The sequence below is a fragment of the Alicyclobacillus sp. SP_1 genome (assembly GCF_024706985.1).
In the GTDB taxonomy this organism is placed as follows: domain Bacteria; phylum Bacillota; class Bacilli; order Alicyclobacillales; family Alicyclobacillaceae; genus Alicyclobacillus_I.
The window spans coordinates 87,622-110,318 of sequence record NZ_JAMCCX010000094.1 but is presented as its reverse complement, the minus strand read 5'-3'; the positions used below and the strand labels follow the sequence as shown (position 1 = coordinate 110,318).

The 22,697-nt window shown below is 52.8% G+C and carries 21 protein-coding genes and 1 riboswitch; of the genes, 12 read left to right on the top strand and 9 right to left on the bottom strand.

All coding sequences use genetic code 11. The features are described 5' to 3' along the window. Positions 1 to 22: 22 nt before the first annotated feature. Positions 23 to 1,162: an iron-containing alcohol dehydrogenase gene (locus tag M4I36_RS16105; protein ID WP_258112778.1), complete on the bottom strand. Its 1,140-nt coding sequence runs from the start codon at positions 1,160 to 1,162 to the stop codon at positions 23 to 25. A gap of 192 nt (positions 1,163 to 1,354) precedes the next feature. On the opposite strand from M4I36_RS16105, the gene M4I36_RS16100 reads away from it, so the two are divergent. Genes M4I36_RS16100 through M4I36_RS16075 form a run of 6 tightly spaced genes read left to right on the top strand, consistent with a single transcriptional unit; the run spans position 1,355 to position 5,648 of the window. Next, positions 1,355 to 1,891 (top strand): RNA polymerase sigma factor, encoded by a 537-nt coding sequence (locus M4I36_RS16100; RefSeq protein WP_258112777.1) that lies wholly within the window; start codon positions 1,355 to 1,357, stop codon positions 1,889 to 1,891. Beyond that, positions 1,878 to 2,348, top strand: a complete 471-nt coding sequence (locus M4I36_RS16095) for a hypothetical protein (RefSeq protein WP_258112776.1) — start codon at positions 1,878 to 1,880, stop codon at positions 2,346 to 2,348. Before M4I36_RS16100 ends, M4I36_RS16095 begins: the two co-directional genes overlap by 14 nt. Then, the gene (locus M4I36_RS16090) at positions 2,345 to 2,896 is read left to right on the top strand and encodes a hypothetical protein (protein WP_258112775.1); all 552 of its coding nucleotides are present in this window, start codon (positions 2,345 to 2,347) and stop codon (positions 2,894 to 2,896) included. The genes M4I36_RS16095 and M4I36_RS16090 overlap by 4 nt, the downstream gene beginning before the upstream one ends. Before the next feature lie 21 nt (positions 2,897 to 2,917). Further along, entirely contained in the window at positions 2,918 to 4,054 is a 1,137-nt protein-coding gene (locus tag M4I36_RS16085; protein WP_258112774.1) for a DUF4097 family beta strand repeat-containing protein, read from the top strand. 56 nt (positions 4,055 to 4,110) lie between these two features. Further along, positions 4,111 to 5,097: an aldo/keto reductase gene (locus M4I36_RS16080; RefSeq protein ID WP_258112773.1), complete on the top strand. Its 987-nt coding sequence runs from the start codon at positions 4,111 to 4,113 to the stop codon at positions 5,095 to 5,097. Further along, positions 5,094 to 5,648: a cupin domain-containing protein gene (locus tag M4I36_RS16075; protein WP_258112772.1), complete on the top strand. Its 555-nt coding sequence runs from the start codon at positions 5,094 to 5,096 to the stop codon at positions 5,646 to 5,648. The genes M4I36_RS16080 and M4I36_RS16075 overlap by 4 nt, the downstream gene beginning before the upstream one ends. 19 nt (positions 5,649 to 5,667) lie before the next feature. On the opposite strand, the gene M4I36_RS16070 is transcribed toward M4I36_RS16075, so the two are convergent. After that, positions 5,668 to 6,996, bottom strand: coding sequence for a methyl-accepting chemotaxis protein (locus M4I36_RS16070; protein ID WP_258112771.1), 1,329 nt, complete (start codon positions 6,994 to 6,996; stop codon positions 5,668 to 5,670). A gap of 301 nt (positions 6,997 to 7,297) precedes the next feature. Here M4I36_RS16070 and M4I36_RS16065 point away from each other — a divergent pair, with 301 nt between their 5' ends. Next, a complete protein-coding gene (locus M4I36_RS16065; protein ID WP_258112770.1) occupies positions 7,298 to 7,489 on the top strand; it encodes a hypothetical protein in 192 nt (63 codons plus the stop codon). An 87-nt stretch (positions 7,490 to 7,576) separates the two neighbouring features. On the opposite strand, the gene M4I36_RS16060 is transcribed toward M4I36_RS16065, so the two are convergent. Continuing rightward, a complete protein-coding gene (locus M4I36_RS16060; RefSeq protein ID WP_258112769.1) occupies positions 7,577 to 8,794 on the bottom strand; it encodes a cytochrome P450 in 1,218 nt (405 codons plus the stop codon). 249 nt (positions 8,795 to 9,043) lie between these two features. On the opposite strand from M4I36_RS16060, the gene M4I36_RS16055 reads away from it, so the two are divergent. Continuing rightward, the gene (locus tag M4I36_RS16055) at positions 9,044 to 9,760 is read left to right on the top strand and encodes an SDR family oxidoreductase (protein WP_258112768.1); all 717 of its coding nucleotides are present in this window, start codon (positions 9,044 to 9,046) and stop codon (positions 9,758 to 9,760) included. A gap of 178 nt (positions 9,761 to 9,938) precedes the next feature. Here the strand turns inward: M4I36_RS16055 and M4I36_RS16050 are convergent, their stop codons facing one another. From M4I36_RS16050 to M4I36_RS16040, 3 genes are all read right to left on the bottom strand, one after another. Beyond that, positions 9,939 to 10,832, bottom strand: coding sequence for an ROK family protein (locus tag M4I36_RS16050; protein ID WP_258112767.1), 894 nt, complete (start codon positions 10,830 to 10,832; stop codon positions 9,939 to 9,941). Positions 10,833 to 11,043: 211 nt separating this feature from the next. Then, positions 11,044 to 12,375 carry a D-arabinono-1,4-lactone oxidase gene (locus M4I36_RS16045; protein WP_258112766.1) on the bottom strand — a complete coding sequence of 444 codons (1,332 nt, stop codon included), beginning with the start codon at positions 12,373 to 12,375 and terminating at the stop codon, positions 11,044 to 11,046. Continuing rightward, entirely contained in the window at positions 12,363 to 13,646 is a 1,284-nt protein-coding gene (locus tag M4I36_RS16040) for an amino acid deaminase/aldolase (protein WP_483860620.1), read from the bottom strand. The genes M4I36_RS16045 and M4I36_RS16040 overlap by 13 nt, the downstream gene beginning before the upstream one ends. 100 nt (positions 13,647 to 13,746) lie before the next feature. Here M4I36_RS16040 and M4I36_RS16035 point away from each other — a divergent pair, with 100 nt between their 5' ends. Then, positions 13,747 to 15,294, top strand: a complete 1,548-nt coding sequence (locus M4I36_RS16035) for an aldehyde dehydrogenase family protein (RefSeq protein ID WP_258112765.1) — start codon at positions 13,747 to 13,749, stop codon at positions 15,292 to 15,294. 313 nt (positions 15,295 to 15,607) lie between these two features. On the opposite strand, the gene M4I36_RS16030 is transcribed toward M4I36_RS16035, so the two are convergent. Continuing rightward, the gene (locus tag M4I36_RS16030; RefSeq protein ID WP_258112764.1) at positions 15,608 to 16,426 is read right to left on the bottom strand and encodes a C40 family peptidase; all 819 of its coding nucleotides are present in this window, start codon (positions 16,424 to 16,426) and stop codon (positions 15,608 to 15,610) included. 2 nt (positions 16,427 to 16,428) lie between these two features. Then, a riboswitch (cyclic di-AMP (ydaO/yuaA leader) is annotated at positions 16,429 to 16,619 on the bottom strand. A gap of 166 nt (positions 16,620 to 16,785) precedes the next feature. Here M4I36_RS16030 and M4I36_RS16025 point away from each other — a divergent pair. Further along, on the top strand, positions 16,786 to 18,057 hold the full coding sequence (locus tag M4I36_RS16025; RefSeq protein WP_258112763.1) for a zinc ribbon domain-containing protein: 1,272 nt from the start codon (positions 16,786 to 16,788) through the stop codon (positions 18,055 to 18,057). 157 nt (positions 18,058 to 18,214) lie between these two features. Here M4I36_RS16025 and M4I36_RS16020 read toward each other — a convergent pair whose 3' ends face one another. Beyond that, a complete protein-coding gene (locus M4I36_RS16020) occupies positions 18,215 to 19,246 on the bottom strand; it encodes a class I SAM-dependent methyltransferase (protein WP_258112762.1) in 1,032 nt (343 codons plus the stop codon). Between the two features lie 271 nt (positions 19,247 to 19,517). Here M4I36_RS16020 and M4I36_RS16015 point away from each other — a divergent pair, with 271 nt between their 5' ends. Then, positions 19,518 to 19,853, top strand: coding sequence for an SCP2 sterol-binding domain-containing protein (locus tag M4I36_RS16015; protein ID WP_258112761.1), 336 nt, complete (start codon positions 19,518 to 19,520; stop codon positions 19,851 to 19,853). 143 nt (positions 19,854 to 19,996) lie between these two features. Here M4I36_RS16015 and M4I36_RS16010 read toward each other — a convergent pair whose 3' ends face one another. Continuing rightward, a complete protein-coding gene (locus tag M4I36_RS16010; protein WP_258112760.1) occupies positions 19,997 to 21,340 on the bottom strand; it encodes an MBL fold metallo-hydrolase in 1,344 nt (447 codons plus the stop codon). 384 nt (positions 21,341 to 21,724) lie between these two features. On the opposite strand from M4I36_RS16010, the gene M4I36_RS16005 reads away from it, so the two are divergent. Further along, positions 21,725 to 22,516, top strand: coding sequence for an HAD family hydrolase (locus M4I36_RS16005; protein ID WP_258112759.1), 792 nt, complete (start codon positions 21,725 to 21,727; stop codon positions 22,514 to 22,516). The last annotated feature ends 181 nt before the right edge of the window (positions 22,517 to 22,697 follow it).

The window sequence follows — 22,697 nt, the reverse complement described above, 5'->3', positions numbered from 1 at the left end:
TCTGCTCCTGTTCGTCTGCCTGTCAGTAGGCGTATGTTGCATCAAGAATCTTTCGGTAGTCCTCTTCGCGAATGTCTCGTACGTTGCTCGGCGTGGAGTTGTTCTCCATTGCCAACTTCGCCAGTTGGTCAAAGTCGTCGACTTGGACATAACCTAGGTCGCACAGGCGTGGAATGGCGAGTTCTGCCGTCCACTTTGGAAGTGCTGAAATCATCGCTTCGACGGCTTCTTCGGTCGCAGATGAATCGCTCGCAAAGCCCATCAGTCGGCTCACTTCAGCATGCAACTCGGGTGCTGCTGGGGCGTTAAAAGCCAGCACATGAGGAAGAAAGATGCTGTTTGCCACGCCATGCGGCGTATCGTAGACGCTACCAAGCGCCTCGGCTAGGCAGTGGACTGCGGCAACGTCTGCGGAACCGAAGCAGAGGCCGGCAAGCAGGCTGGCTTCAAGCATGTGTGTGCGAGCTTCCATGTTTTGTGGATCCGCCATGACTCGCGGCAACCAGGGGACAATCAGGCGCATCGCAGCTGCGCCAAACGCCCGGACGATGGGGGACGCTTGTTTACAGGTGTAGCCCTCGATGGCGTGGACCAGGGCGTCTACGCCGGTAGCGGCGGATACGCCAGCGGGGGCGGTCACGGTCAAAAGCGGATCGAGCACAGCCAATACGGGCCGCAACCGGGCGTCTTTCAGCGTGTATTTGCGGTGACTGCGGTCGTCGGTGATGACGGCGGAGCGAGTCACTTCGGAGCCAGTGCCGGCGGTGGTTGGCACACAGACGACGGGTAGCACGTCCTCATAGGGCAGGTGCCCGCCCGCAAATGCCTCGATGGAGCCCGGTGTGCGGCTCAGGAGGGCAATCGCCTTGGCGGTATCCATCGTGCTGCCACCACCGATGGCGACGACGGCTTCCGCGCCAAATTTAGCGCAGGCTTCGGCGCCCAATTGGCAGTCGCTCTCGCGCGGATTTTCGGCGATGGTTGTAAACCGCTCAATTTGATATCCATCGTCCTGTAGGGCTCGCTCAATAGAGTCGACGAGACCGGCGCGGACGACGCCTGGGTCTGCGACCAAAAACAGGCTGGGGCCGAGGCCCTCGGCAGCAAGGTGGGCAGACAGGTCACGCGCTTGACCGACACCAAAGTGAATTTTCGTAGGCATACAGTAGCTGAACAGGAGCCTCTCCCCCAAGGTCGCTCGCGAGCGCAATGATGTTGGCGAATGCCAAACGGTTCTTAGCCTATTTTATCAACTCATGCAAATGGCACAATGAATTTCTGCAGGGATGTCGAAGTTTCCATCGTCAAACAGAGAGAATGCGGCGAGGGGGGAGAGGGTCTGGAGGAACGTGAGTTGATTGAAGGTGCAAAAAGTGGCAATGCAGAGTGCTGGACAGAACTCATTCGCCGCTATGAGCGGTTGGTCCACTCCGTCTGCGCGCGTGCTGCGGGAAGTGGCGACGTAACGGACGACTTGGCGCAGGACACGTTCCTTCGGGCGATTCGAGCGTTGCCGGAATTTCACGGGCAGTCCTCCTTCTCTACGTGGCTCTACCAAATCGCCATGCGCCGCTGTTTGGACCATCGGCGCTGGCTGGCTCGCCACGGCAATACGGTCGACGTAGAGAGTTTGCCTCTGTGCGGAGCGGAGGATAGTCCGCTACAGCCAGGTGTGGAACTGATGGGACGTGAGCAGGACAGTAGCGTGCGGCGCTGGGTAGAGGCCCTGCAGCATCCATACCGTCGGGTCGTTCAGATGTACTATTTCGAACGGTGCACGTATCAGCAGATTGCCGAGCGGACGGGCGTCACGGAAAAGACCGTAGAATCGCAATTGTACCGGGCACGGAAGTTACTGAGGGAGGAGGCGATGCGAGATGAATTGCGCTGAAGTGGAAGAGTGGCTTCTGGAGCATGTGACGGAGGACTGGGAAGAAACGTCTGGTCTCGAAAACCGCAGCGAGTCTTCAACGGCAGACGATTCATCGCTGGCGTATGACAGGTTGGCCGAATCGGTGTGCGAGCATTTAGAGAGTTGTGCGCACTGCCGAGAATGGAAAGAGATTCTCGACGACAGTTGGCAGATGTGGAGTCAGTCCTTGCCGCTTTCTGACCGTGCGGTGCCTGAGCAGCTTACGCCACAACGCCCGCGTCCCTCTCGACGGCGCATTCCGGGAACACTGTATCACTACAGTTTGGCGGCGTCTCTGACGGCAGCATTGTTCTATTTCGGAGTTTTTCAGCACATATTGCCAAATGTTTTGCGCGTTAGTTACACGCTGAGCAATCATGTCGCAGGTGCCGTGGTCATAGCGAGCCACTTCCTGCAGAAGGGGAATCTGAGATGACGCCAAAGAGTAAGTTTGTCACCTTTCTGTTGTCGGTCTTCGTCCCCGGATTGGGCCATCTCTATCTGGGGCTACAGCGTCGCGGACTTTCCTTTATGATTTCTTTCTTCGCATGCATCGCATTTTCGTGGCTGTTGACGTTCATCTTCCCGTTTCTTCTCGCCGTCATCTGGTTCTATGCACTGTTTGATGCGCTTCAGCAGGCGACCATCATTAATCTAAAGTTGGCGGGTCAGATGCCTAGGCCATTTCCTGATGTTCATTCGAACACTTTCGACACTCCGCCGAAATCAGGAATAGAAAAGCCCTCTTTGAACGATCTCGATGCCTTACCTGACCCAATTCAACGTGTGTTGCGAGCGAGACCTTCGTCGTATGTATGGCTTGGTGTGGCACTCGTGGTCATCGGCGTGCTTGCCCTGTTGCGGCTGCTTCTGCCTCAGTTGTGGCAATGGTTTGAAATGGTTCATATGGATGGGGTCGTACTGGCACTGTTGTTAGTTGGCTTTGGCATATGGCTGATTCGGACCAATTGGAAGCGCCGATGATGAACACAGGAGGGAACGGAGATGGCTGTTCGCAAGGTGGGATTGTGGACCGCTTCCATCGAACTGATTGTCGTTGGAGTGGTCGTATTGTTGCAAGTGTTTCACGTGGTCTCTTGGAGCGTATGGGAGTATCTATGGCCAATTTTTATCATTTTCTTCGGCGTAGAACTGCTGTGGACCCACTATCGTTATCGAGATGCGCGCATTCGACTGTCTGGGTGGGGAGTCACCTTCGTCATATTGCTGATTCTTCTCACCGTCTCCATTGAAGGAGCACATCGTGCGGACGCTTTTGTCCGTCGTTATGTTGGAAATCCAGGGGTGTTTGTGCATAGTGGCATGTTCGGCAACGGTGGGAACTCGTCTGGGCCTGCGGTATCTACCAACATTCAGGGTAGTCAATTCGTTTCGAGTGGCATCTCCACTATTGAAGTCAAACTTCCGTATGGACATGTGAATGTCCAAGGATCGGCCACTAGCCAGCTTTCCTATCACGCTCAACTGACAGCTCTTGCATCGGATGTTCCATCGTCAAGTGCACTGCATCGTGAGTGGACAGTCACTCGTGTGGGAAACGTCCTGAAACTGGTTTGGAATGCCCCGTATTCAATGACCATCCCTTATCAAGACGATACTTATATCGACGTGACGGCACCAAAGAGACTCGTCGGGGATGTCAAGGTGCTTGATGGCGGACAGATGGACATCCGTGGTCTGGCGGGGGTGAATCTTCATGTGACGAACGGGACGGTGGCGATTGCGGACATCCGAGGAAATGTCGATGCACAAACGACCAACGGAACCCTCAAAATCTCTCAGGTCAGTGGAAAAGTGAAGGCGAATACCATCAACGGCATCATGTCCTTACGGTCCATCGATGGAAGCATCCACTCATCTTCCGTGAATGGCGTGATTCGCGTGCAGTCCGAAGTGGAAGGAGCTTGGGATATACGCACGGGGAATGGACAAATTGATTTGTCTGTGCCGAGGTCGACCAATGCGACCATCACAGCTACTACAGGGCTCGGCGCCGTGAGCGGAGACATTCCATGGAGTCAAAAAAGCCACAAATATGGGTCGGCCACGCTCGGTAACGGATCGAACCAAATTCAATTGAATGCCACTCTTGGGAGTATTAACGTGTACTACGGTTCGTAGTCACTTCGTGAATTTGGTACACTGAGGTCGAATTTGTGAAGAGGGAGGACGTCTGGATGGAAAAGCGCAAGCTGGGGACCCAGGGGCTCGAGGTATCTGCTTTGGGTCTTGGTTGTATGGGGATGTCTGAATTCTACGCTGGCCGGGATGACGCGGAGTCCATCCATACCCTGGAAATGGCTCTTGACCTCGGCATCACCTTCTGGGATACAGCAGACATGTACGGAGTGGGACGAAACGAGGAATTGGTTGGGAAGGTCCTTCAGAACCATAGGCAGCAAGTCATTCTTGCGACCAAATTTGGAAATGTGCGTTCTGCTGATGGTCAATACCTGGGCATCAATGGACGCAAGGAGTACGTTCGGGAAGCGTGCGATGCCAGTTTGAGACGACTCGGGATAGATCATATTGATTTGTACTATCAGCATCGGGTCGATCCGTCCACACCGATTGAAGAGACGGTTGGAGCCATGGCGGATTTGGTAAGAGAGGGGAAAATTCGCTATCTGGGCCTCTCTGAAGCATCCGCGGAAACGCTCCGGCGAGCGCAGGCCGTCCACCCGATTACGGCGCTCCAGACCGAGTATTCGCTGTGGAGCCGCGATGTGGAGGAGGAGATTCTACCGACCTGCCGTGAACTGGGTATTGGGTTTGTTGCATACAGTCCCCTCGGACGCGGATTTTTAACGGGCCAGTTTCGAACTTTCGAAGATCTTCCTGAAGACGATTATCGTCGACATTCGCCACGGTTTCAGGCTGAAAACTTCGCGAAAAATCTTCAATTGGTAGATAAAATTGAAGAGATTGCAGCCCAAAAAGGTTGCTCTGCAGCGCAGTTGGCGCTCGCGTGGTTACTCGCTCGCGGCGCTGACATCGTGCCAATCCCAGGGACCAAAAAGACTACCTATTTGCGTGAAAATGTGGCTGCCACCGAGATCATGCTTACTTCCGAAGAACTTGCTAGTATCGAGAAAATTGCCCCCAAAGGAGTTGCGGTTGGCGAGCGCTATCCAGCAGCAACGATGGCGAGGTTGACTCAATGAGTTCGAACGGAGTTCATCGACGCCCGCTTTCCGCAGAAGCAGAGCGCTTTGTGTCCGAGCTGTCCATGGAGCCCCATCCCGAAGGCGGATATTACGCGGAGTTTTATCAGTCTCGTGAGTGGGTGACCTCTGTTCAGCGAGAAGATGCACAACAAGTAAGGGACTTAGCAGCCCCGAGACGGCTTGCCACGAGTATCTATTTTCTCCTCACGGCATCGGATGTATCTCGTTTGCACCGTTTGACATCCGATGAACTGTGGTATTTTCATGCGGGGGAGAGTTTGATCGTGGTGATGTTGTCGCCAGACGGCCAGCTTACGGAGGTACCGCTCGGGCTGGCGGTCTCACGCGGACAAAGGCCGCAGATTGTGGTTCCGCGAGGTACTATTTTCGGAGCCTACCTCGAAAAACCGTCTTCTCCGGATGCTTTCAGCCTAGTTGGGTGCATGGTCAATCCAGGGTTCTCCTTCGATGACTTTGAGTTGTTCGACCGAGATACCCTGTTGTCCGCGTATCCACAGCACCGAGATACGATTCTCCGCATGACGTAACGTTCGGTCCAAGGGGGAGCTACATGACCTGGATGGCGGAGGTACGCTCCAGCTCCTCCTCTTGGCTCATACTTGGTTGGTCTTCTTCCGATTCCCATTCCAAGAGTTGGTGCAGATGGTTTGCATGCTCCTTCATGACGAGTGCGGTACCGTGCACGTGACGAGCATGTTCCACCTGTTCTGTGGATGCTTCCAGTAATGCCGTCATATGGCCCGAGGTCCTTTGGAGCTGACTGGACAAGGTGTCCATCCATTCATCCAAATGGGTCGTCGTTGCCGCCGTTTCTCGAAGTGTCGCTTGAATGTTTTGGCGGCTTTGCTCCATCCGGTGGAGTCGCTCGGTGACTTCTGCGGTAGCGCGCACCACTTCCATCATCCAGCGATGACTGTTCTCCACTTGCTCTGCAGTTTGAACGAGCGACTGTGTCACGGCGCTGGTCACTTCGGCCATGACGCTCGTGACGCTTTGTATGTTCCGCGAAGCTTCTGCCGAACTGAGGGCCAATTTGCGAACTTCGCTGGCCACCACGGTGAATCCCCGCCCTGCGTCGCCGGCCCGTGCGGCCTCAATGGACGCGTTAAGCGCAAGCAAATTTGTCTGTGCTGCAAATTGTTGAATTTGTTGAACGGCCTTTTGAATGCGATTCGATGAGGCAGACAACTCACCCATATGGGATGTAGATGACCGCATCCATTCGTTGGTATCTGTGATTTGTTGAGATACATTCTCCAGCAGGTTACTGGATTGAAGCAAACTGGCACACAATTGGTCAAAATCTTGCGACTCTGTGGCCGATGTGCCGAGAACGCCGTCTACCTGTTGTCGCCATCCGCGTACGTTGTCTTGGGCCTTTTCTAGTTGCAGTAGGGTCTCCCGTGTTTCGTGATGAAGAGCGGTCGCATCAGAGGCGGTCTGTCGGGTCGTCGCGGTAAACTCTTCGGCTAGGGTTGTCAGCAACTCATTTTGCTGGTCTAACTGGTGAGAGAGTGTGAACGCTTCCTCTAATAAAGCACGTTGCTTTGACATCAACCGTGTGAGCGACACGCCGATGGAGCGGAGGTGGCCTGTTTGCTCAAGGGACAATTCTGCCTCTAAATTTCCGCTTTCCAACTCGTGGATGTACACAACAATGGAGTGGATTGGTTTGACGAATCGACGATAGTTGAGCCCAGCAATGACTGCCCCGATGACGATACCGCCCCCCATCGCGATGACGAGGTTCCAGACAATTTCTTCGCTTCGTGAGTGATTGACGAGAGAAACGAGAATACCGAGAATGCTCGCGGATGGAGCAGCGGTGAGGATGGTTCGCAGGAGATAAGCTCGAAGAGAAACGGTGGGCGTCATGCTTTAGTCACCTTTCGAGTAGTATAAATTCGGAAGAATCAAGACTTTCTTCGAAAGACGATTTCTCTCGGCGCTTATAAAATCCTGCTTGGCCCGAAAAATGTTTTGTCCCCACTTCTGACAAAAAGTCTACACGTCAAAACACAATTTGTTAGATTATATAACAAATCTTCTTGATTTGAAGGGTTGTCAATCATTATAGTGAGTATACATAACAACGGCGCTTTGGATGCTTTCTACTTTCGTAGCGAAATAGACTGTGGTTTCTGCTGAGTACGATGGTAGAGGAGGGATGGCTGGAATGAACCGAGTCTGGTTTGAAACGTTGACGTTTTCGCGTGCCGATAGTGCCCAAAATCAGATATTGCTGAAAGAACTTCAAGAGCGGGTCGCCCGCTCCGAAATTCGCATCGTGGATGTGCGAAGGCATCAGGATGTTTTGGTTATTACTTTTCGGACCTTGCAAAGAGACGGTCCGCAACCAACCCATTGAGAATTTGGAATCAGCTCGGTCTGGTTGCGGTTCCATACATCCACGGGGGGCAGGCGCGTGTGAATCCACGCAACCACTACATCCTCGTCATGACTCACGCGGGATGAACTGAATGGAGAGTTCACTGACTCCGTACACGAAGGAACTGAGAATGGGTTTGAGTCCGTGCCCCGCTATCATCCGCATTTCCTCAGTAGAACGAAGTAGTGCTGGAAGAGCAATTTCCGCCTCCAGTCGAGCCAAAGGAGCACCTAGACAAAAATGAATTCCGTGACCAAATGCTAAGTGGCGATTGGGTTGTCGGTCTGGAACAAAGTCCTCCGCTTTGTCAAAAACAGAGTCGTCGCGATTGGCAGACCCAATCCAGGCCACAAGTTGTTCGCCGGCCGAGATTTTTTGCTCCCCGAGTAAAACGTCTTCGCGTGCATATCGATTCGTCGCCTGAATCGGAGAGTAATAACGAAGAACCTCCTCTGTACTGCTTTGAATTAAATTGGGATTGTGGCGGAGTTGGTCTTGAAGTCCGTAATCTTCCACATATCGTCGCACGGCGTTGGTCAGTAGGTTGGTGGTGGTCTCGTTGCCAGCAGCCAAGAGCAGGATGCAGAACTCCAATACTTCTTCTTCAGAGAGTCTCTCGCCGTCGACTTCGGCCTGAACCAATCGCGATATAAGGTCGTCCTGCGGACGGTTTTGTCGATCTCGCAATAAAACTCGAAAGTAATCGTCCAGTTCTGTCTTGGCTCGCTCCTTGTCATGAAGCAACATTTCGGCCGCTGCTTGCGTGTTATCGGCTGCACCTTTTGCAATCACGTCCGACCAGCGTTTGAACAGAGCGTGATCTGACGAGGGGACACCAAGCAGCTCCGCGATGACGATGATAGGCAGTGGAACGGCAAAGTCGTGCACGAATTCCATCTGACCCTTGAACAGATTGTGTTTCAAAAGTGAGTCGACGATGGATTCGATGCGGGGGGCCAAGCCTTTAACCATCTTCGGTGTGAACGCACTACTGACAATGGTGCGCAGCTTGGTATGCCGTGGAGGATTGCTGCCGATGATGCTACCGAGCAAGACAGGTCCAGTTTTTGGGCGTTCTGATGAGAATAACTGGTGATGGGTGAGTACGTGATGCACGTCATGGTAAGCAAAAACGTCCCACGTCTTTCGTGTTTCGTCATACCGGACGGGAGTGAGAATGCGCATGCGGGAGTAAAAGGAGAAAGGATTGAGCCGTGCCTCAGGCGAGGCCAATCCATCAACTGGCACCATCACGGCCGGTAAACCGATGCTTTCTGTGGTCATTCCCATCCGTCCTCTCTATGGATGTTACTCTGCGCTACCGCACTGGCAATTGTGCCAAGTGATGATAGTGTGGTGCAAAGCGCGCGATACTATGTCTGTAGAGAGAACAAGATGCACATGCGGCTTCTGCCAGTGGTCGCATCTGGTACAATAATGACAGAAATTTAGAGCGTAGAGGCGGAGCTTCATGTGCCGTTTTGCATCAGGGAAAGGCAGATAAGGCGTTGTGTGAGCGAAGGAGTGGAACGAATGAGCGAGCGTGGGACTAAAGTAGTGGTTGTTGGCGGAACGTCGGGCATTGGTCTTGCCGTAGCAGAGAAGGCGGTCGCAGCAGGGCTACAGGTTGTGGTTGCGAGCCGCACCGAACAGCGCGTAAAGCGTGCTTTAAATACGCTTGGGGCAGGCACCGAAGGATATACGGTCGATGTGATGAAAGAAGAGTCTATTCGCGACTTTTTCGCACAGGTAGGCAAGTTCCATCACTTGGTAGTGACGGCTGGAGAAACGCCGATGGGAGGTTTTGTAACGACGTCGGTGGAGGCAGCGAAAGCAGTCTTTGACAGCAAGTTTTGGGGTCAGTATATGTCCGCCAAAATCGCTGCGCCGTCCATCGCGGAGGGAGGCAGCATCACGTTTTTCTCAGGCTCCTTCTCTCGTCGTCCTGCGTCGGGAGCAGCGGCGTTAGCTGCCACTAATGCGGCGGTGGAGGGTCTGACCAGGGCGTTGGCGGTCGAGTTAAGCCCGCTGCGAGTCAACTGCATCGCTCCGGGGCTTGTGGTCACTCCGATGTATGACGGTATGGACAAAACCAGTCGCGATGAGATGTTTGCTCAAGTGGGGGCAAGTTTGCCAGCGAAGCGCGTTGGGCAGCCGGAAGACATTGCAGAGACAGCGTTGTATCTCATGAAAAGTCGGTTTACGACTGGCACTGTGGTCCAAATTGACGGCGGCGCGCTCCTTGCCTAAGCAGACGAAAATAGGCACTCGGCATGGGCCGAGCGCCTGGTTTTTGGTGCAAGAATGTCAACAAAGTCGACCTGCATTTTCTTCTAAACTGCGGCCTTAAAGGTCATGAATGATTTTATAACCGCGGGTCACACAGAATGACGCACTAGGGCCTTTGTGACCTGGGCGTTGCCTCGCGTTATTGCGAAGCCGGACTATGTGAGCGGGACCCCCGAACGACCAAGGCGAGACAGCCTTTGAGACCAGCCATCTGGCCTAAACCGGGATCGACAATATACTGGTCTATGGTTTGACCGAGCTCCCTTTTCTCGACGTATCCAGCAAGGAATGTCTGTACCTCCCGTCGAATGAGGGGAAGCAACTGTGCCTGCTGCATGACGCCACCACCGAGAATGATTTTTTCTGGAGATACGGTGAGAATTAGATTCGTCAGTGCCTGTCCTAAATAGTAAGCCTCCAACATCCAGACCGCGTCATTGTTGGCGAGAAGAGAGGCTTCCTCACCCCAACGTGCTTGAATCGCCGGACCTGACGCAAGCCCCTCCAAACAGTCTTGATGGTACGGGCAACACCCGGAGAATGTGTCTCCTGCGCGACGGCGGACCAGCATGTGACCGACCTCTGGATGTAGCAATCCATGCACCAAGTTACCCTCCACAAGCAACCCAGCGCCAATCCCGGTACCGACGGTGATGTATATGCAATTTTGATGCCCCGCTGCTGCTCCCCAAGAAGCTTCGCCGAGGGCGGCCGCGTTTACGTCGGTGTCCAGGTATATATCACATGAAAACTCGTCCTTCAGTGCTCCTAGCAGGTTAAAGTGCTGCCAGTGTCGCTTGGGGGTCGTGGTGATGTGACCATAGAGAGGCGATTGTCTATCCAATTCCAGCGGGCCAAATGCACCCACACCCAGTCCGTCGATGTGTTCGCTCTGGAAGAAGGCGTGCACGTGTGACAAAGTTTCTTCGGGCGTGGTGGTCTGGAATGTGATGGATTTTGCTACCTGCCCATGTTCATCGCCAATGCCGCAGACGAATTTTGTACCACCCGCTTCGATGGCGCCGATTTTCACAAAAAATGTCCCCCTTTTGTATGAAACGTGTCGAGGCGGGCATACTACGGTTCGTAAGGGAAGGTGATGTGTGATGAACAAGCTCACCGAAAACGCGAATACTTCGAGTTGAGGGTGTGGTTGCCATGAAAACATTCACTGCAGACCTTACATGGTATTAGCGGAAAGGGAGCGGGAAACCGCTCTCTTTCCGTTTTTAAAGACGACTTGGTCAGGGTGTAGGATGAAACAGGGCATTCAAGTAATCGTTCAGAAACATTCCAGAAGGGTCCACTATAGCACGAATCCGCTGAAAATCGTTCCAGCGTGGATAGAGTCCGGCCAAAGTCTCTGCGCGTTGAGTATGCAATTTTCCCCAATGAGGTCTGCCGTTTTTCGTGCGAAAAATGCGTTCCATCGCGGTAAAGTAGGGTTCATATTCCATACCCTTGTACATATGCACAGCGATGTACGCAGAGTCTCGTTGATAGGCGGGACTCAACCAAATGTCGTCGCCGCGGACAAAACGGCACTCAACGGGGAAGTGCACGGCAAATTTGGCGCGTCTTACTTCCTCCTCCATCTCCAGCACCGTTTCTCGCATGGCCGCACTCGGCAGATTGTACTCCATTTCATTAAACCGAACGAGTCGCTGTGTGGCAAATAAACGATGGCTGTAGTCAACCGTTCTGCTCACCGGAACATTGTTGGCAGAAAGGCGGCTGACCGTTTTGCACAATGTGGGCATGGTTCGGCACAATTCTGACAACGCGCCGTAGACTCGATTTTCCATCACGACGTCTTGAAAATATTTTTTCATCGAGCGCACTTGGACAGCGTCTGCCGTCTCGTCCATCCATTTGACTTGCGCCATGTCCGTGTGTGGAAACCAGTAAAATTCAAAGTGCCGATGATCCGCTTTTAACTCATCCAATTGGTTCAAGCACTCCAAGAGCGGCATGCGACGGCTTTCATAGACCATTCGGAAGGATGGAACTAGGCGTAATTTGACTTTGACGAGCACTCCGAGTGCACCGAGTGAAACGCGCAAGGCGTAGAATAACTCTGGATGACTCGTTTCTGAGCAATCGACGACTTCGCCGGAGGCCAATACCACCGTCAAACCAATGACCTGGGTGGCGATGGTGCCGAAGTTGCCGCCCGTTCCGTGTGTTCCAGTAGAGATGGCGCCAGCAATCGATTGAACGTCTATATCGCCCAGGTTTTCTTGGGCCAATCCGTGATGGTGAAGTAATTCACCGAGTGTTTTGAGTCTTGTGCCCGCCCAGACGGTGGCTGTTCTTTCTTCCACTTGCACGTCGACTAATCCGGAGAGACGGTCTAGTGACATGAGTACGTCATGGGTGGCGGCGAGTGGAGTAAATGAGTGTCCAGCTCCGACTACGCGCAGATTTTGACCGCGAACAGCACAGCTTTGAACCACTGACACGACCTCTTCGACTGTAGAGGGATAGACAATCGTTTGTGGAGATGTAACACAGACGCCGGACCAGTTACTCCAGCGGTATCTCGATTTGTGGACGACATCCTCTACAGAAAGCATTGGCCATCCCCCCGATAGGTTGTTACTTTGTCGACTACTTGTCCTCCTGAGACGAGATATAGGTGCGTAAATCGCTCGCACAACTCACCTGCTTTGCTGTGGCGAAAGAATACAGGATAGCCCAAATTTAATTCGCTGCCCGCATAGCGCAGAGGTGTCTGAACTTCTCCAGCACCTTCTAATGGGAGCAGTTGCAGACCTTCCGGCAAAAAGGGTAAAGGTAATTTTTCCACTCCAACGGCTCCCGAGGCGATATACCCGCCGCCCGCGCAGGTGTACAGATTTGGCCCGGGTCGACGTACGATTTCAACGGCGAATCCAGCAGCTGGCTGAAAGCGAAATTGACGGTAGTGATCAAACAAACCGGGGCTGTAAAATCCAGAACCGACCGTCACCTCAGTGACACATGATTCTGAGCATGTGGAGACCATGCTGCCGGTTCCGCCTCCGTTGACAACGCGCAAGTTTACTCCGAGGGCTTCAATCTCAGCGACGACTTTGGCGCGCCGCTCCGCAATGCGCGGGATAGACTGCCTCTTAAGCGCACGAATAATGGCATTCTTGGGTGCTTGCCCAGGGAAGTTGTCAATGACGCCAGCAATTTGGGCTTCGTAGCCCATGATGGCATCGAGAATTAACCACGGTGAGGCAAGAATTTCTTTAGCAACCGTGAGCGCACTTTCTGGCGCCCGGACAGGCGACCGCCTCACTCCAAAGTGAAATCCCACGTGTTCCGTGGACATGTCGATGTCGATGCAGACCGGAATGCGTACCCCGACCTGTTCTGCGATGTTGGCGATGTGACGAACGTGATCGACCGAGTCTAACATCAGAGTAATTCTCCGACCGTCTCCGATGGCTCTCGCCACGGATTGAATGGCGTCTGGATGCCATATGGGATAGCCGAGGAGAAGTTCGTCAAACCCTTGCTCTGCTAGATACAAGGCTTCCTGAGCAGTGAAACACATCCAACCGGAGAGCGGCAGGGAACTAGCTTTAAGATGTCGAAGCATGGCAACGCTGCGCACCGACTTCGTGGCGACGCGAATTTGCTTGTCAGCAGCACGTGCGGCAACTTCTTCCACGTTCTGTTGAAACAAATCGAGATTGACAAAAGCAAAGGGCATCGGCATTTTACCGAACAGTTCTCGGTACTCTGTGTAGGTTGGCATCATCGGCAGATGCCGAGACGGCAGAAATGCAATTTGGATATCATTGAGAACATTCCTCCCGGTATGCGCGTGACAAGACCACTGTGTCTCGCGATTCATTTCACCAATGGTTAGTATGATTCTGAATAGAACATGTATTGAATATTACCCCAGACATGGTATGTTGAGAAGACCAAACGACTGGTTGGAGGGAAAAATTGTGACCGCTCGCATGTCCGCCACAAATCCGGCTACGCTTGAACGTTTGCAAGAGGTGGAAGAGACCCCTGTTGCGGCAGTGGCCGACCTGTATCGAACCGCCCGAACGGAGTTTGCTCAGTGGTCGAAGACAAGCGTGGAAGAGCGCCTCATCAGGTTCAAGAAGTTGCGCCTTCACCTGGTGCAAAATTTAGACGCAGTATCCCAGCAAATTTCCGATAGCACGGGCAAACCGCAAGTCGAGGCGCTGACGACTGAAGTGTTGCCTGTCTTGGAGGCCATATCTCACGTCGAGAAATCTCTTGCGGATTCTTTGCGGCCACAGAAGGTTCGCACGCCGCTGTTGTTGAAAGGCAAGGCATCTTTCGTGGAATATCATCCGCGCGGCGTAGTGCTCATCATCGCTCCTTGGAACTTTCCGTTCCAACTGACAGTGATTCCAGTTTTGAACGCGTTGGCCGCGGGCAACACGGTCATTCTCAAACCCTCGGAGATAACGCCGCTCATCGGCACAGTCATCGAAAGTGTGTTTGCAGCGGCAGAATTTCCTCAGCACGTTTTGCAAGTGGCTCACGGTGGGCGAGAGTTGGGCTCGAGCTTGGTAGAAGGTCATCCGGATTATATTTTTTTCACGGGGTCTGTCCAAACGGGTCAATCGATTGCGGCTGTTGCGGCGCGCGAACTCATTCCTACCACCCTGGAGCTCGGCGGTAAAGACCCGATGATCGTTTTTGCAGACGCGCCGTTGGAGCGAGCTGTGGAGGCCGCATTGTGGGGAGGATTCATGAATTCTGGTCAGGTCTGTATGTCGGTCGAGCGGATTTATGTAGAGCGTGCCGCATACGAACGGTTCGTAGAAACACTCAGCGCCAGAACGCAGCAATTGGTTCAAGGAAGGGGGCCCGATGCCGACATCGGATCGATGACATCCCGGAGCCAAGTGGAAGTGGTTTCCCGACATGTGCGCGATGCGTTGGAGCACCATGCACAACTTGAGACGGGCCAGAGTCCAGATGCCTGGAACTTAGAGAACGGCTATTTTATACCGCCGATGGTTGTCACTGGCGCACGTGCAGACGGACCACTTTTGCAGGATGAGACGTTCGGTCCAGTCTTGCCAATTCTCCCGTTTGACACGGAAGAGGAAGCCATTTGCCTCGCCAATGACTGTCTTTACGGCTTGAGTGCCAGCGTCTGGAGCAAAAATCTCGGCAAAGCTCGACGCGTCGCATCCCAATTGGTCACAGGCAATGTGTTGATCAATGATGTAGTCATCACCATTGTCAACCAGCATCTCCCGTTTGGGGGAGAAAAGTCGAGTGGACTAGGCCGTTCGCATGGCGCCGATGGAATTCGCATGTTCTGTCGACAAACCGCGGTGATGGTGGACAGGGGTGTGAATTTGCGGGAACCCACTTGGTTCCCGTATCAGGGGAAATACGTACTCTTTCGCCAATTGATTCGGAGTTATTATGGCGAACGGCGCAACTGGTTTGCCTTTCTTCAAGCGTATCGCCAATTGACCAAACGGAGTCGCGATGAGGCTTGAGGCACGGTCGAAGAGTAGATTCGACCATGAGACGAGAGACGAAACTGGTTTTTGTGTACCTTTTCGCACAGTGCCTGAGGTCTTAAAAGCAACTCTCGTAACGCCTTTGAAAAGCATTTTGGGGAGCTTCTATACGCAAGAAGCATAGTAGTATGCAAGTTCAAATGAGCGGTCCATCTGGCCTCGTCTGTGATGTTTACGGACAAACGAGCAGATGGACTCGCTGCAATGTGTCTTAAATGTTCCCTATGGATTCCTTGAACAGCGAAATCGTTTACTAGCCCACATCCGAACCTAAGAGAGGATGCAGTCTTCAGACGATTCGACTGGCACCGACATAGTGATTGGACCAGTACGAGTTGTCGAGGGATGCAATTTGCACGCCACTCTGCGGTGTCTGCGCACTGATGAAACTCCCATTGCCGAGATAGATGCCAACGTGGGAAGCGCCGCCACCGTCCGTATCAAAAAACACTAAGTCCCCCGGTTGTAAATCCGACTCGGCTACGTGCGTACCTTCGTTAAACTGAGTGTAACTCGACTCTCCCAAATTCATGCCAAAATGGAGATAGACAAAGTAGACAAGACCCGAGCAATCAAATCCACTAGGGCTGGTCCCTGCCCACACATACGGATAACCTTCGAATTGTTTGGAGAATTCTGCAATTCGTTCCCCGAGAACGGCATTTGTAAGTTGAGCGCTGGCCGGGCTGTCTCCGCGAGCACTGAGCACCATCGAGCCGCTCGTGCCGTAAAGGCGAAGCTTTTGCCCTGTATGTAGGATACTGTCGTTGTTCAATCCATTCCAGCGCTCTAATTCCGCCATTGTCACTCCATGTGCCTGGCTGATGGACCAAATGCTGTCCCCAGGTTCTACCGTGACCGTGCTTCCTTGTGACGACTGGGTGTTCGTGTCTGCATGTACAACCAACTCTTGACCAACGTCAATTAAGTTGCTGTCGAGGTGGTTCCACGTCTTCAAGTTGACGACGGAGGTGTGATATTCTTCTGCAATCTGATAAAGAGAGTTTCCGGACTCGACACGATAGTGCAGGGTGTCCGCCAACGCTACAGAAGTGTTCAACCCGGCGAACAAAGCGACCGACATGGCGAATGAGACAGACTTCTTCACTGATGAGCTCCTTGTTCGCCTACGAGGTTAGTTGACGGGCTCGGGCAAGCAGCTGGTGAGTTCCCTACTTAATCTTGTGCCGCTCGCGTCTTGCGCGTTTCGCGCAAAACCGCTAAACTGCCAAGAATAGGATTCGCCCCAAAATGAATATCCCCCATCCCCGGACGCCAGCGGGGTTCGGCGTTTTTTGACAGCGTCTGGCGAAAGTATACTGGACTTTGGCGAATGAGGTCAACTATTTTTCTTGAATAGCAAAACTATTTTTGTTTGGATGAGCATTTTCTTTTTGAAATGATGTCAATTAGCATGGCAACTTATGCTAATCTTAGAGGCGAGAAGACGTATGCGAGGAGTTGCCTGTGCCAACCATTATTAAGTCGATGAAGTACGAAATCATTCGCCCCGTCTCCTGTGAATGGCCTATATTTCAGTACATTTTGAAGACCCTTCAACAGGAGTCGTTTCGACTCAAAAATCGAGTCGTTCAATACTGCTACCAGCAGGAGTTCTTGCCTGTGGCACCCACGGATAAGCCGTTTCGCACGTGGCTCTATCAGGTTATCTCCGACGAATTTGGGATTGTCCATGCGAAGAACTTGACATCGACTGTGACTCAGGCTGAGCGTGTCTGGCATCAGTCGCGCCAGGCTGTCTTGGCGGGACGCCAGTCTTTCCCGAGTTTTCGCAACACGAATCCTATTCTGCTGCACAAAGCGAGCATTCGTCACGGTGCTTTTGTCGACCATGGCCGGCATGTGGAGTTGGAGCTAAGTCTTCTCAGCCGAGTCGGTCAGCAGTGGGTGCGCTCTTTGCCACATTGGACCGAGGAGCAGCGCGCTGCGATGGGTACGACCTATACCGTAAGAATTCATGCGGGTCGAAATTTAGCTCGACACATTCTCGAACAGTGGATCAATGGGGAGACACCCATTCGGGAAAGTTCCATCGTTTATCAGGAGACGAAACACAAATGGTTTTTGAACTTGACCTACGCGGTCGAATCGAGCCAGTTGCCTCACGATTCTCGCGTCCTTGGAGTGCGTATGGCGGACCCGAATCGAGCGGTCATGGTGGTCAGTGACCGACCGGACTGGAGTTGTGTCATCGAGGGTTCGGCCGTCAAGCAGCATCACCTGGCTATGGAGTCTAAACGCCGTCGGCTGCAGCGGCAAATTCGCGTTTGTGGGTCCGGACGAACGGGGCATGGGCGCAAAAAGCGTCTTGAGCCATTAACTGAGCTGGAAGACAAAGTGAGCCGCTTTCGAGCCACAGTCAATCACACCTATGCAAGGAGAATTGTCGATACGGCAGTTCGCTTAGGATGCTCCTCAATTCGCATGGATGACTTGTCGTTGCGGTCGAGCGGTTCGGCATTTTTAGGCGCCTGGACCTACTTTGACTTACAGATGCAGGTACTGCGCAAAGCTGCGGATAAAGGGATTGACGTCGTCAAGATGGACCCCCGCATTTTGGAACGACAGTGCTCACAGTGTGGAGCGGGATCGAAATCGTCTGGTCCGAACTACCACTGTGAACACTGCGACTATCAGTCCACCACGGAAGAGAATGCATTGCGAAATCTGATTCGGCTTCCGATGGAACGCCTGCCGAGAGGCGAAGAGACGAGATAGCCAGCGGCTTGTGTCCGCGGGCTCTCGTCAAGGTAGTGCTGCGTTAGCAGCCTGAAACTTCGCGCACAAAGTCCGCGCGAAACCCGTGAAGGTTCGGAGGTATACTGTCGACAGACGAAGAGTGGCGCGGTGGCGACACAGGTGACGGTCGGGTTGCTCAGCGGATGCGGGCGACAATGCCGTTGTGCGCTTTGATGGTGCCGTGACGAAGAATTTCAAATCCACTTTCGTACAGATAGAGGCCCATCTGTTGGACCGTCATCAGTTCGCGATACGTGTAGTTCATCCATTCTGCTAAGACATGATAGAAGAGGCGCGATTTCCACTGCAGCCTGGGTGTGGTCAGAATGGCATAACCATCCGGCTTGAGAAAGCGGCGGTGAAAGTCGATGGCCTCCGCTTTGTGCTCATCCGGAAAGTGCTCAATCAATCCGACACTGACCACGATGTCAAATTCTCGACCAAACGGGAGATTGCGGATGTCGTCGGTGATGAATGAGATGTTCATTTGGTCTTTGTACCAGACTTTATGGGAGCCGGTATTCGGGTCTACTCCCAAGAATGGATATTGCTCCGGGAATTTCCCAAATCGGTCCGTTCTGCAAAAATCATCATAGTCCACCAATACGACTTCGCCGCCGGGATACATCGCGTAAAGCTGCATGGCCTCATAACCGTCTGCTGCGCCAAGAAACAGGACGCGCGGCTTGTCAATATCGAGTCCCTGAAAGAGTGCGCGCTTGCCCCTGGGATCCCAAATTGCATCTTGAATGCGGTGCGCCGTATTCCAGAGAGTCAACTCTTCCAACTCGCCGAGCACCCGCGCCGCCCGCTTCCAATGCAACTGAGAGACATTTTTGAGAAGGGCCGTCATCACCCGTTTGCGCTCGGTTGGAACGTCTTTCATGAATAACGTGTGAAAGGACTGATTGAACAGTTCCCAAGATTTTTGCACTGGCAACGTGTCTCCGTTTTTCTCCTCCCACCGTCGTTTCCCCTCCGCATAATTGACCACTCGGAAAGGCTTTCCAACTTGTTTCCAGGTAAGAGACGACCAGTCCTTTACAATGTTGTCCTGGATAAACGCGTTTAGTTCTGTGGGATGCGGGGAACGTAAATCGGCACGGTATTGCGGAAAGAGCGCGGTCTGACCGATGTCGCTTTCGTCATAAGGCCAATTCCGTTCCACAGTTTCTCCTCTGGTTTCAGTCAAGGGGAGACTCACTCGGGTCACCTCCAGGTGGTCGTTTGTGCCACGATATCTTCGCTGTTCGAGAAAAGGTTGAGCGAAAACGACATCGTGACACTTCGTCTATACCTCATACTATACGCGCAATTCGCGCGATTTGGAGGAAGTCGCGAAAAATTAACGGATGAACGGATGATGCGATGTCATTTTCCTGGTATAGTGAATGGTGGAGTGAGTTTCGTGCACTGAATCTCATCAAGGAGGCGAGGAAATGGCTACTGCTCACGAAATTTATGTTGCGGTTCAGTCTGGACTTGCAAAAAAGGGAGTTCCATCCGGTCAAAAAGACGCCGTTTATCAGTTGAACTTGTCGGGGGATGACGGAGGACATTTCTATATTCGAATTCGCGAGGAAAAAGCAGAGGTCGCGGAAGGAAATGCTGAAGATGCGGACTGCACGCTCAACATCTCTGCCTCGGATTTTTCCAAAATGATGGACGGCTCCCTGAATGGAACCACGGCATTCATGATGGGCAAATTGAAAATCGAGGGTAATTTGGGACTTGCGATGAAATTGGAGAGTTTGTTGAAGTCGCTCCAAGCATAGTGCAGAAGGCAGAGTGGCGAAACGAGCAGGATGGACGGGCTGATAGACCGTGTTTATCCTGCTCGTTATTTTTCTTCGGAGGACCGTTCTCTGCCCTTTAGTTATGTCACACGCGAGTAAGACGGTCCGTTGCTATCGAGGCGTCAGTCTGCATTGGCTGCGTCCAACTCCGCCTGTGTCGGACAACCGGCTGTTTGCAGGTCACTTTGCGTGTACGCCTTTCCTAAAACGGGAAGAATTCTTGCAATGTGGCTCACGCCGATACGCTGTGGCTGGAGTGAGTGAATGGGCATGACCACGCGCGGATCGATCTGTAAAATCAGTTGATGGATGTCGCTGCGCGACCCGTGTCCGGTCGATCCGGTATAGACGAAGTCCACTCCGAAATACTGAAGCCATCGATGTAAATTGTCCCAGGCCAGTTCATGGGGGCCAAGCGGGTTGCCGTTCATGTGAAAAAATTTGGAGCCCTGAGCGGGCTTGATATCAATCAGAGAGCCAAGGAGCGGATAGGGCAATTGTACAAAAAATTCGCGGTCGCGGCCGTGCAATTCCCGGCTGGAAATGGTCTTCCACCCTCGTTCCTTGACACGCTGTGCCAGTGCAGGTGACCAAGTCTGTTCATCGTCAGACAGAAGGAGAAACGTGTCGCTCGCAGTGGGGCCTTCAAATTCGTCAAATAAGTACGCGCTCTCGGCGGTCAATACCAGTGTTCGAGATGTCGCCTTGACTGCGTTCAAGAAGCTGTGAACGCGCTCTGGATGACGTGGATAGAAAGTGAAATAAGCGCCAGTGGCCGTGTGCAGTCCTTCGACCAGAGCAGGCTCTATGTCTCGCTCTTTGAGGATATTGTCATTGTTGACTGCGGGCGATCTCGTTCCTTCAATCCAGAGTACATCTGGTTTGAAGGCAGAGGCCATTGCGGCAAAGTCTTCGGTCCAGTTTGGATGGAGCCCGTGCAGCCGCAGGTCGCCGGAATAGACCATGCGCATGTCGGGGGTCTCAATAAGCATGGCTGATGCGCCTGGCGTATCGTGATCGACCGGGGTCAAGAGAATTCGAAAGGGACCAAACTCCCGCACTTGTCCGAAAGGGATTTCTTCGTAGTTTAATGGTTTCCGAAATCCGTCGGACACTAAGTCTAGTGCGGTCATCATGTGATGGGTGTCTGGTGACACCAAAATGGGTATCTGTGGCTGAACGTACGGTAACAAGCCTGTATGGTCAAGATGATTGTGCGAAAGCGCTAAGAGCGTCTTTCCATCCCACTCTTCGTCGCCTTGAAATACTCCGTGAAGTTGCGGTGCGTTTCCGCTGTGCTGCAAATCGCGGATGCTCCTCGGCAAAAGAACGGCGTCGAATGCAGGGAGTTTGGCATGATGGACTCGGCCCATATCAAAAATCAAGCGATGCCCTTCGCACATCACGGCGATAATCGTACCGCCAATGGTGTCAATCCCACCGTGCAATGTGAATTGTGTGGACAACTAGAGTCACCCTCCTCGAACAGCTGAATGGAAATTTTCCACCCACGCGCGTTGCGCAGAGTCCAGAATAGCACAAGCATTCTGCGGAAATGGTGCATGGCATGTAACGATTTTGTAAAGAGGCTTTACAAAATCTTAACTTGTCCGAGAGAAATGGACTGACCTAGGATGGTAATATGGCGTATGGAGCCGCAGACGATTCATGTCACGTCGCTGGACTGACAGTGCGTGAACACAGTGCGTGAATAAGACAAGCGGATTTTTCTGGAAGCGTCTGAACGAATTTGGTGACTCGGTTCCGTGGTGCGGTCGCAAATGCGTATTTTGGCACAATGTGACGAGATGAAAGTGGTACACAGAGACAACCTTCAGGGGGATGACGTGGTGCAGGAAGCGGTCAGGCAGCGGTTGAGAGATTGTCGATTATATGTATTTGATTTGGACGGCACTGTCTACGAGGAGACAAATCACTTTCACGTCTATGGCGAAGAACTGGCGAATCGACTGCCAGGCGAGCGGCAGCAGCGTTTTCGGGCGACGGCTGGTGCAGCCTTGAGGCAGGAAGGGGAATTGGCGTTTGGGGGTAGCTTTGATGCGGGAAACGGTCGCTACTTTGCACAGGGGATGGACCTTCCGGAAGGCGTGGATGCGGGCAGACTCATTCATGTTGACGACCCATGGGGTGTCTATGCGGCACTCGCACTGTATCACGGGATTACTCCGGAAGGACTAGCAGAAGCATTTCTGACGACACGAGAGCACATGGCCTCGGACCAGTTCTCCATGAAGCCGATGAAGGGGTTGAGAGAAGCCCTCCTTCGAATGAAGTCACTTTCCGTGCATTTGGTATTGGCTACGAATAGTCCCGAGCCGGACAGTCGGGCTCTACTCCGAAAACTTCAATTGGACGACCTCTTTGAAGACCACTCGTTTCTGTCGCAAAAACCTCATCGTATTCGCGAACTTTTTCGCGGTTGGAGTAAATCCTTTGATGTACCTTTGAATTTAATGGCTAGTGTAGGGGACCATTATCGAAATGAAATGTCTCCCGCGACAGAATTGGGCATAGCCACCATTTATATTGATCGATACATCCGGAAACCTCATCCAGAGTTGACGTTACAACTGACGCACCCAGGACAACTAGCGAGCACTCTTTTAGAGGTTTTTGGATAAAGCACTGTGTTTCGAACCGAGCGTTCAGAATGTCACATGTGTCTGCTGCGACTGGCAGACAAGCCTCGGTATGGGTCTCGAACGGTGAGAACGGCGGACCGTGAGAATCGACGAGAGCTCCTCGGACGTGCGCTGAGGAGCTTTATCTCTTTTCTGGATCATTGTCCTGAAGGAGCCGTTA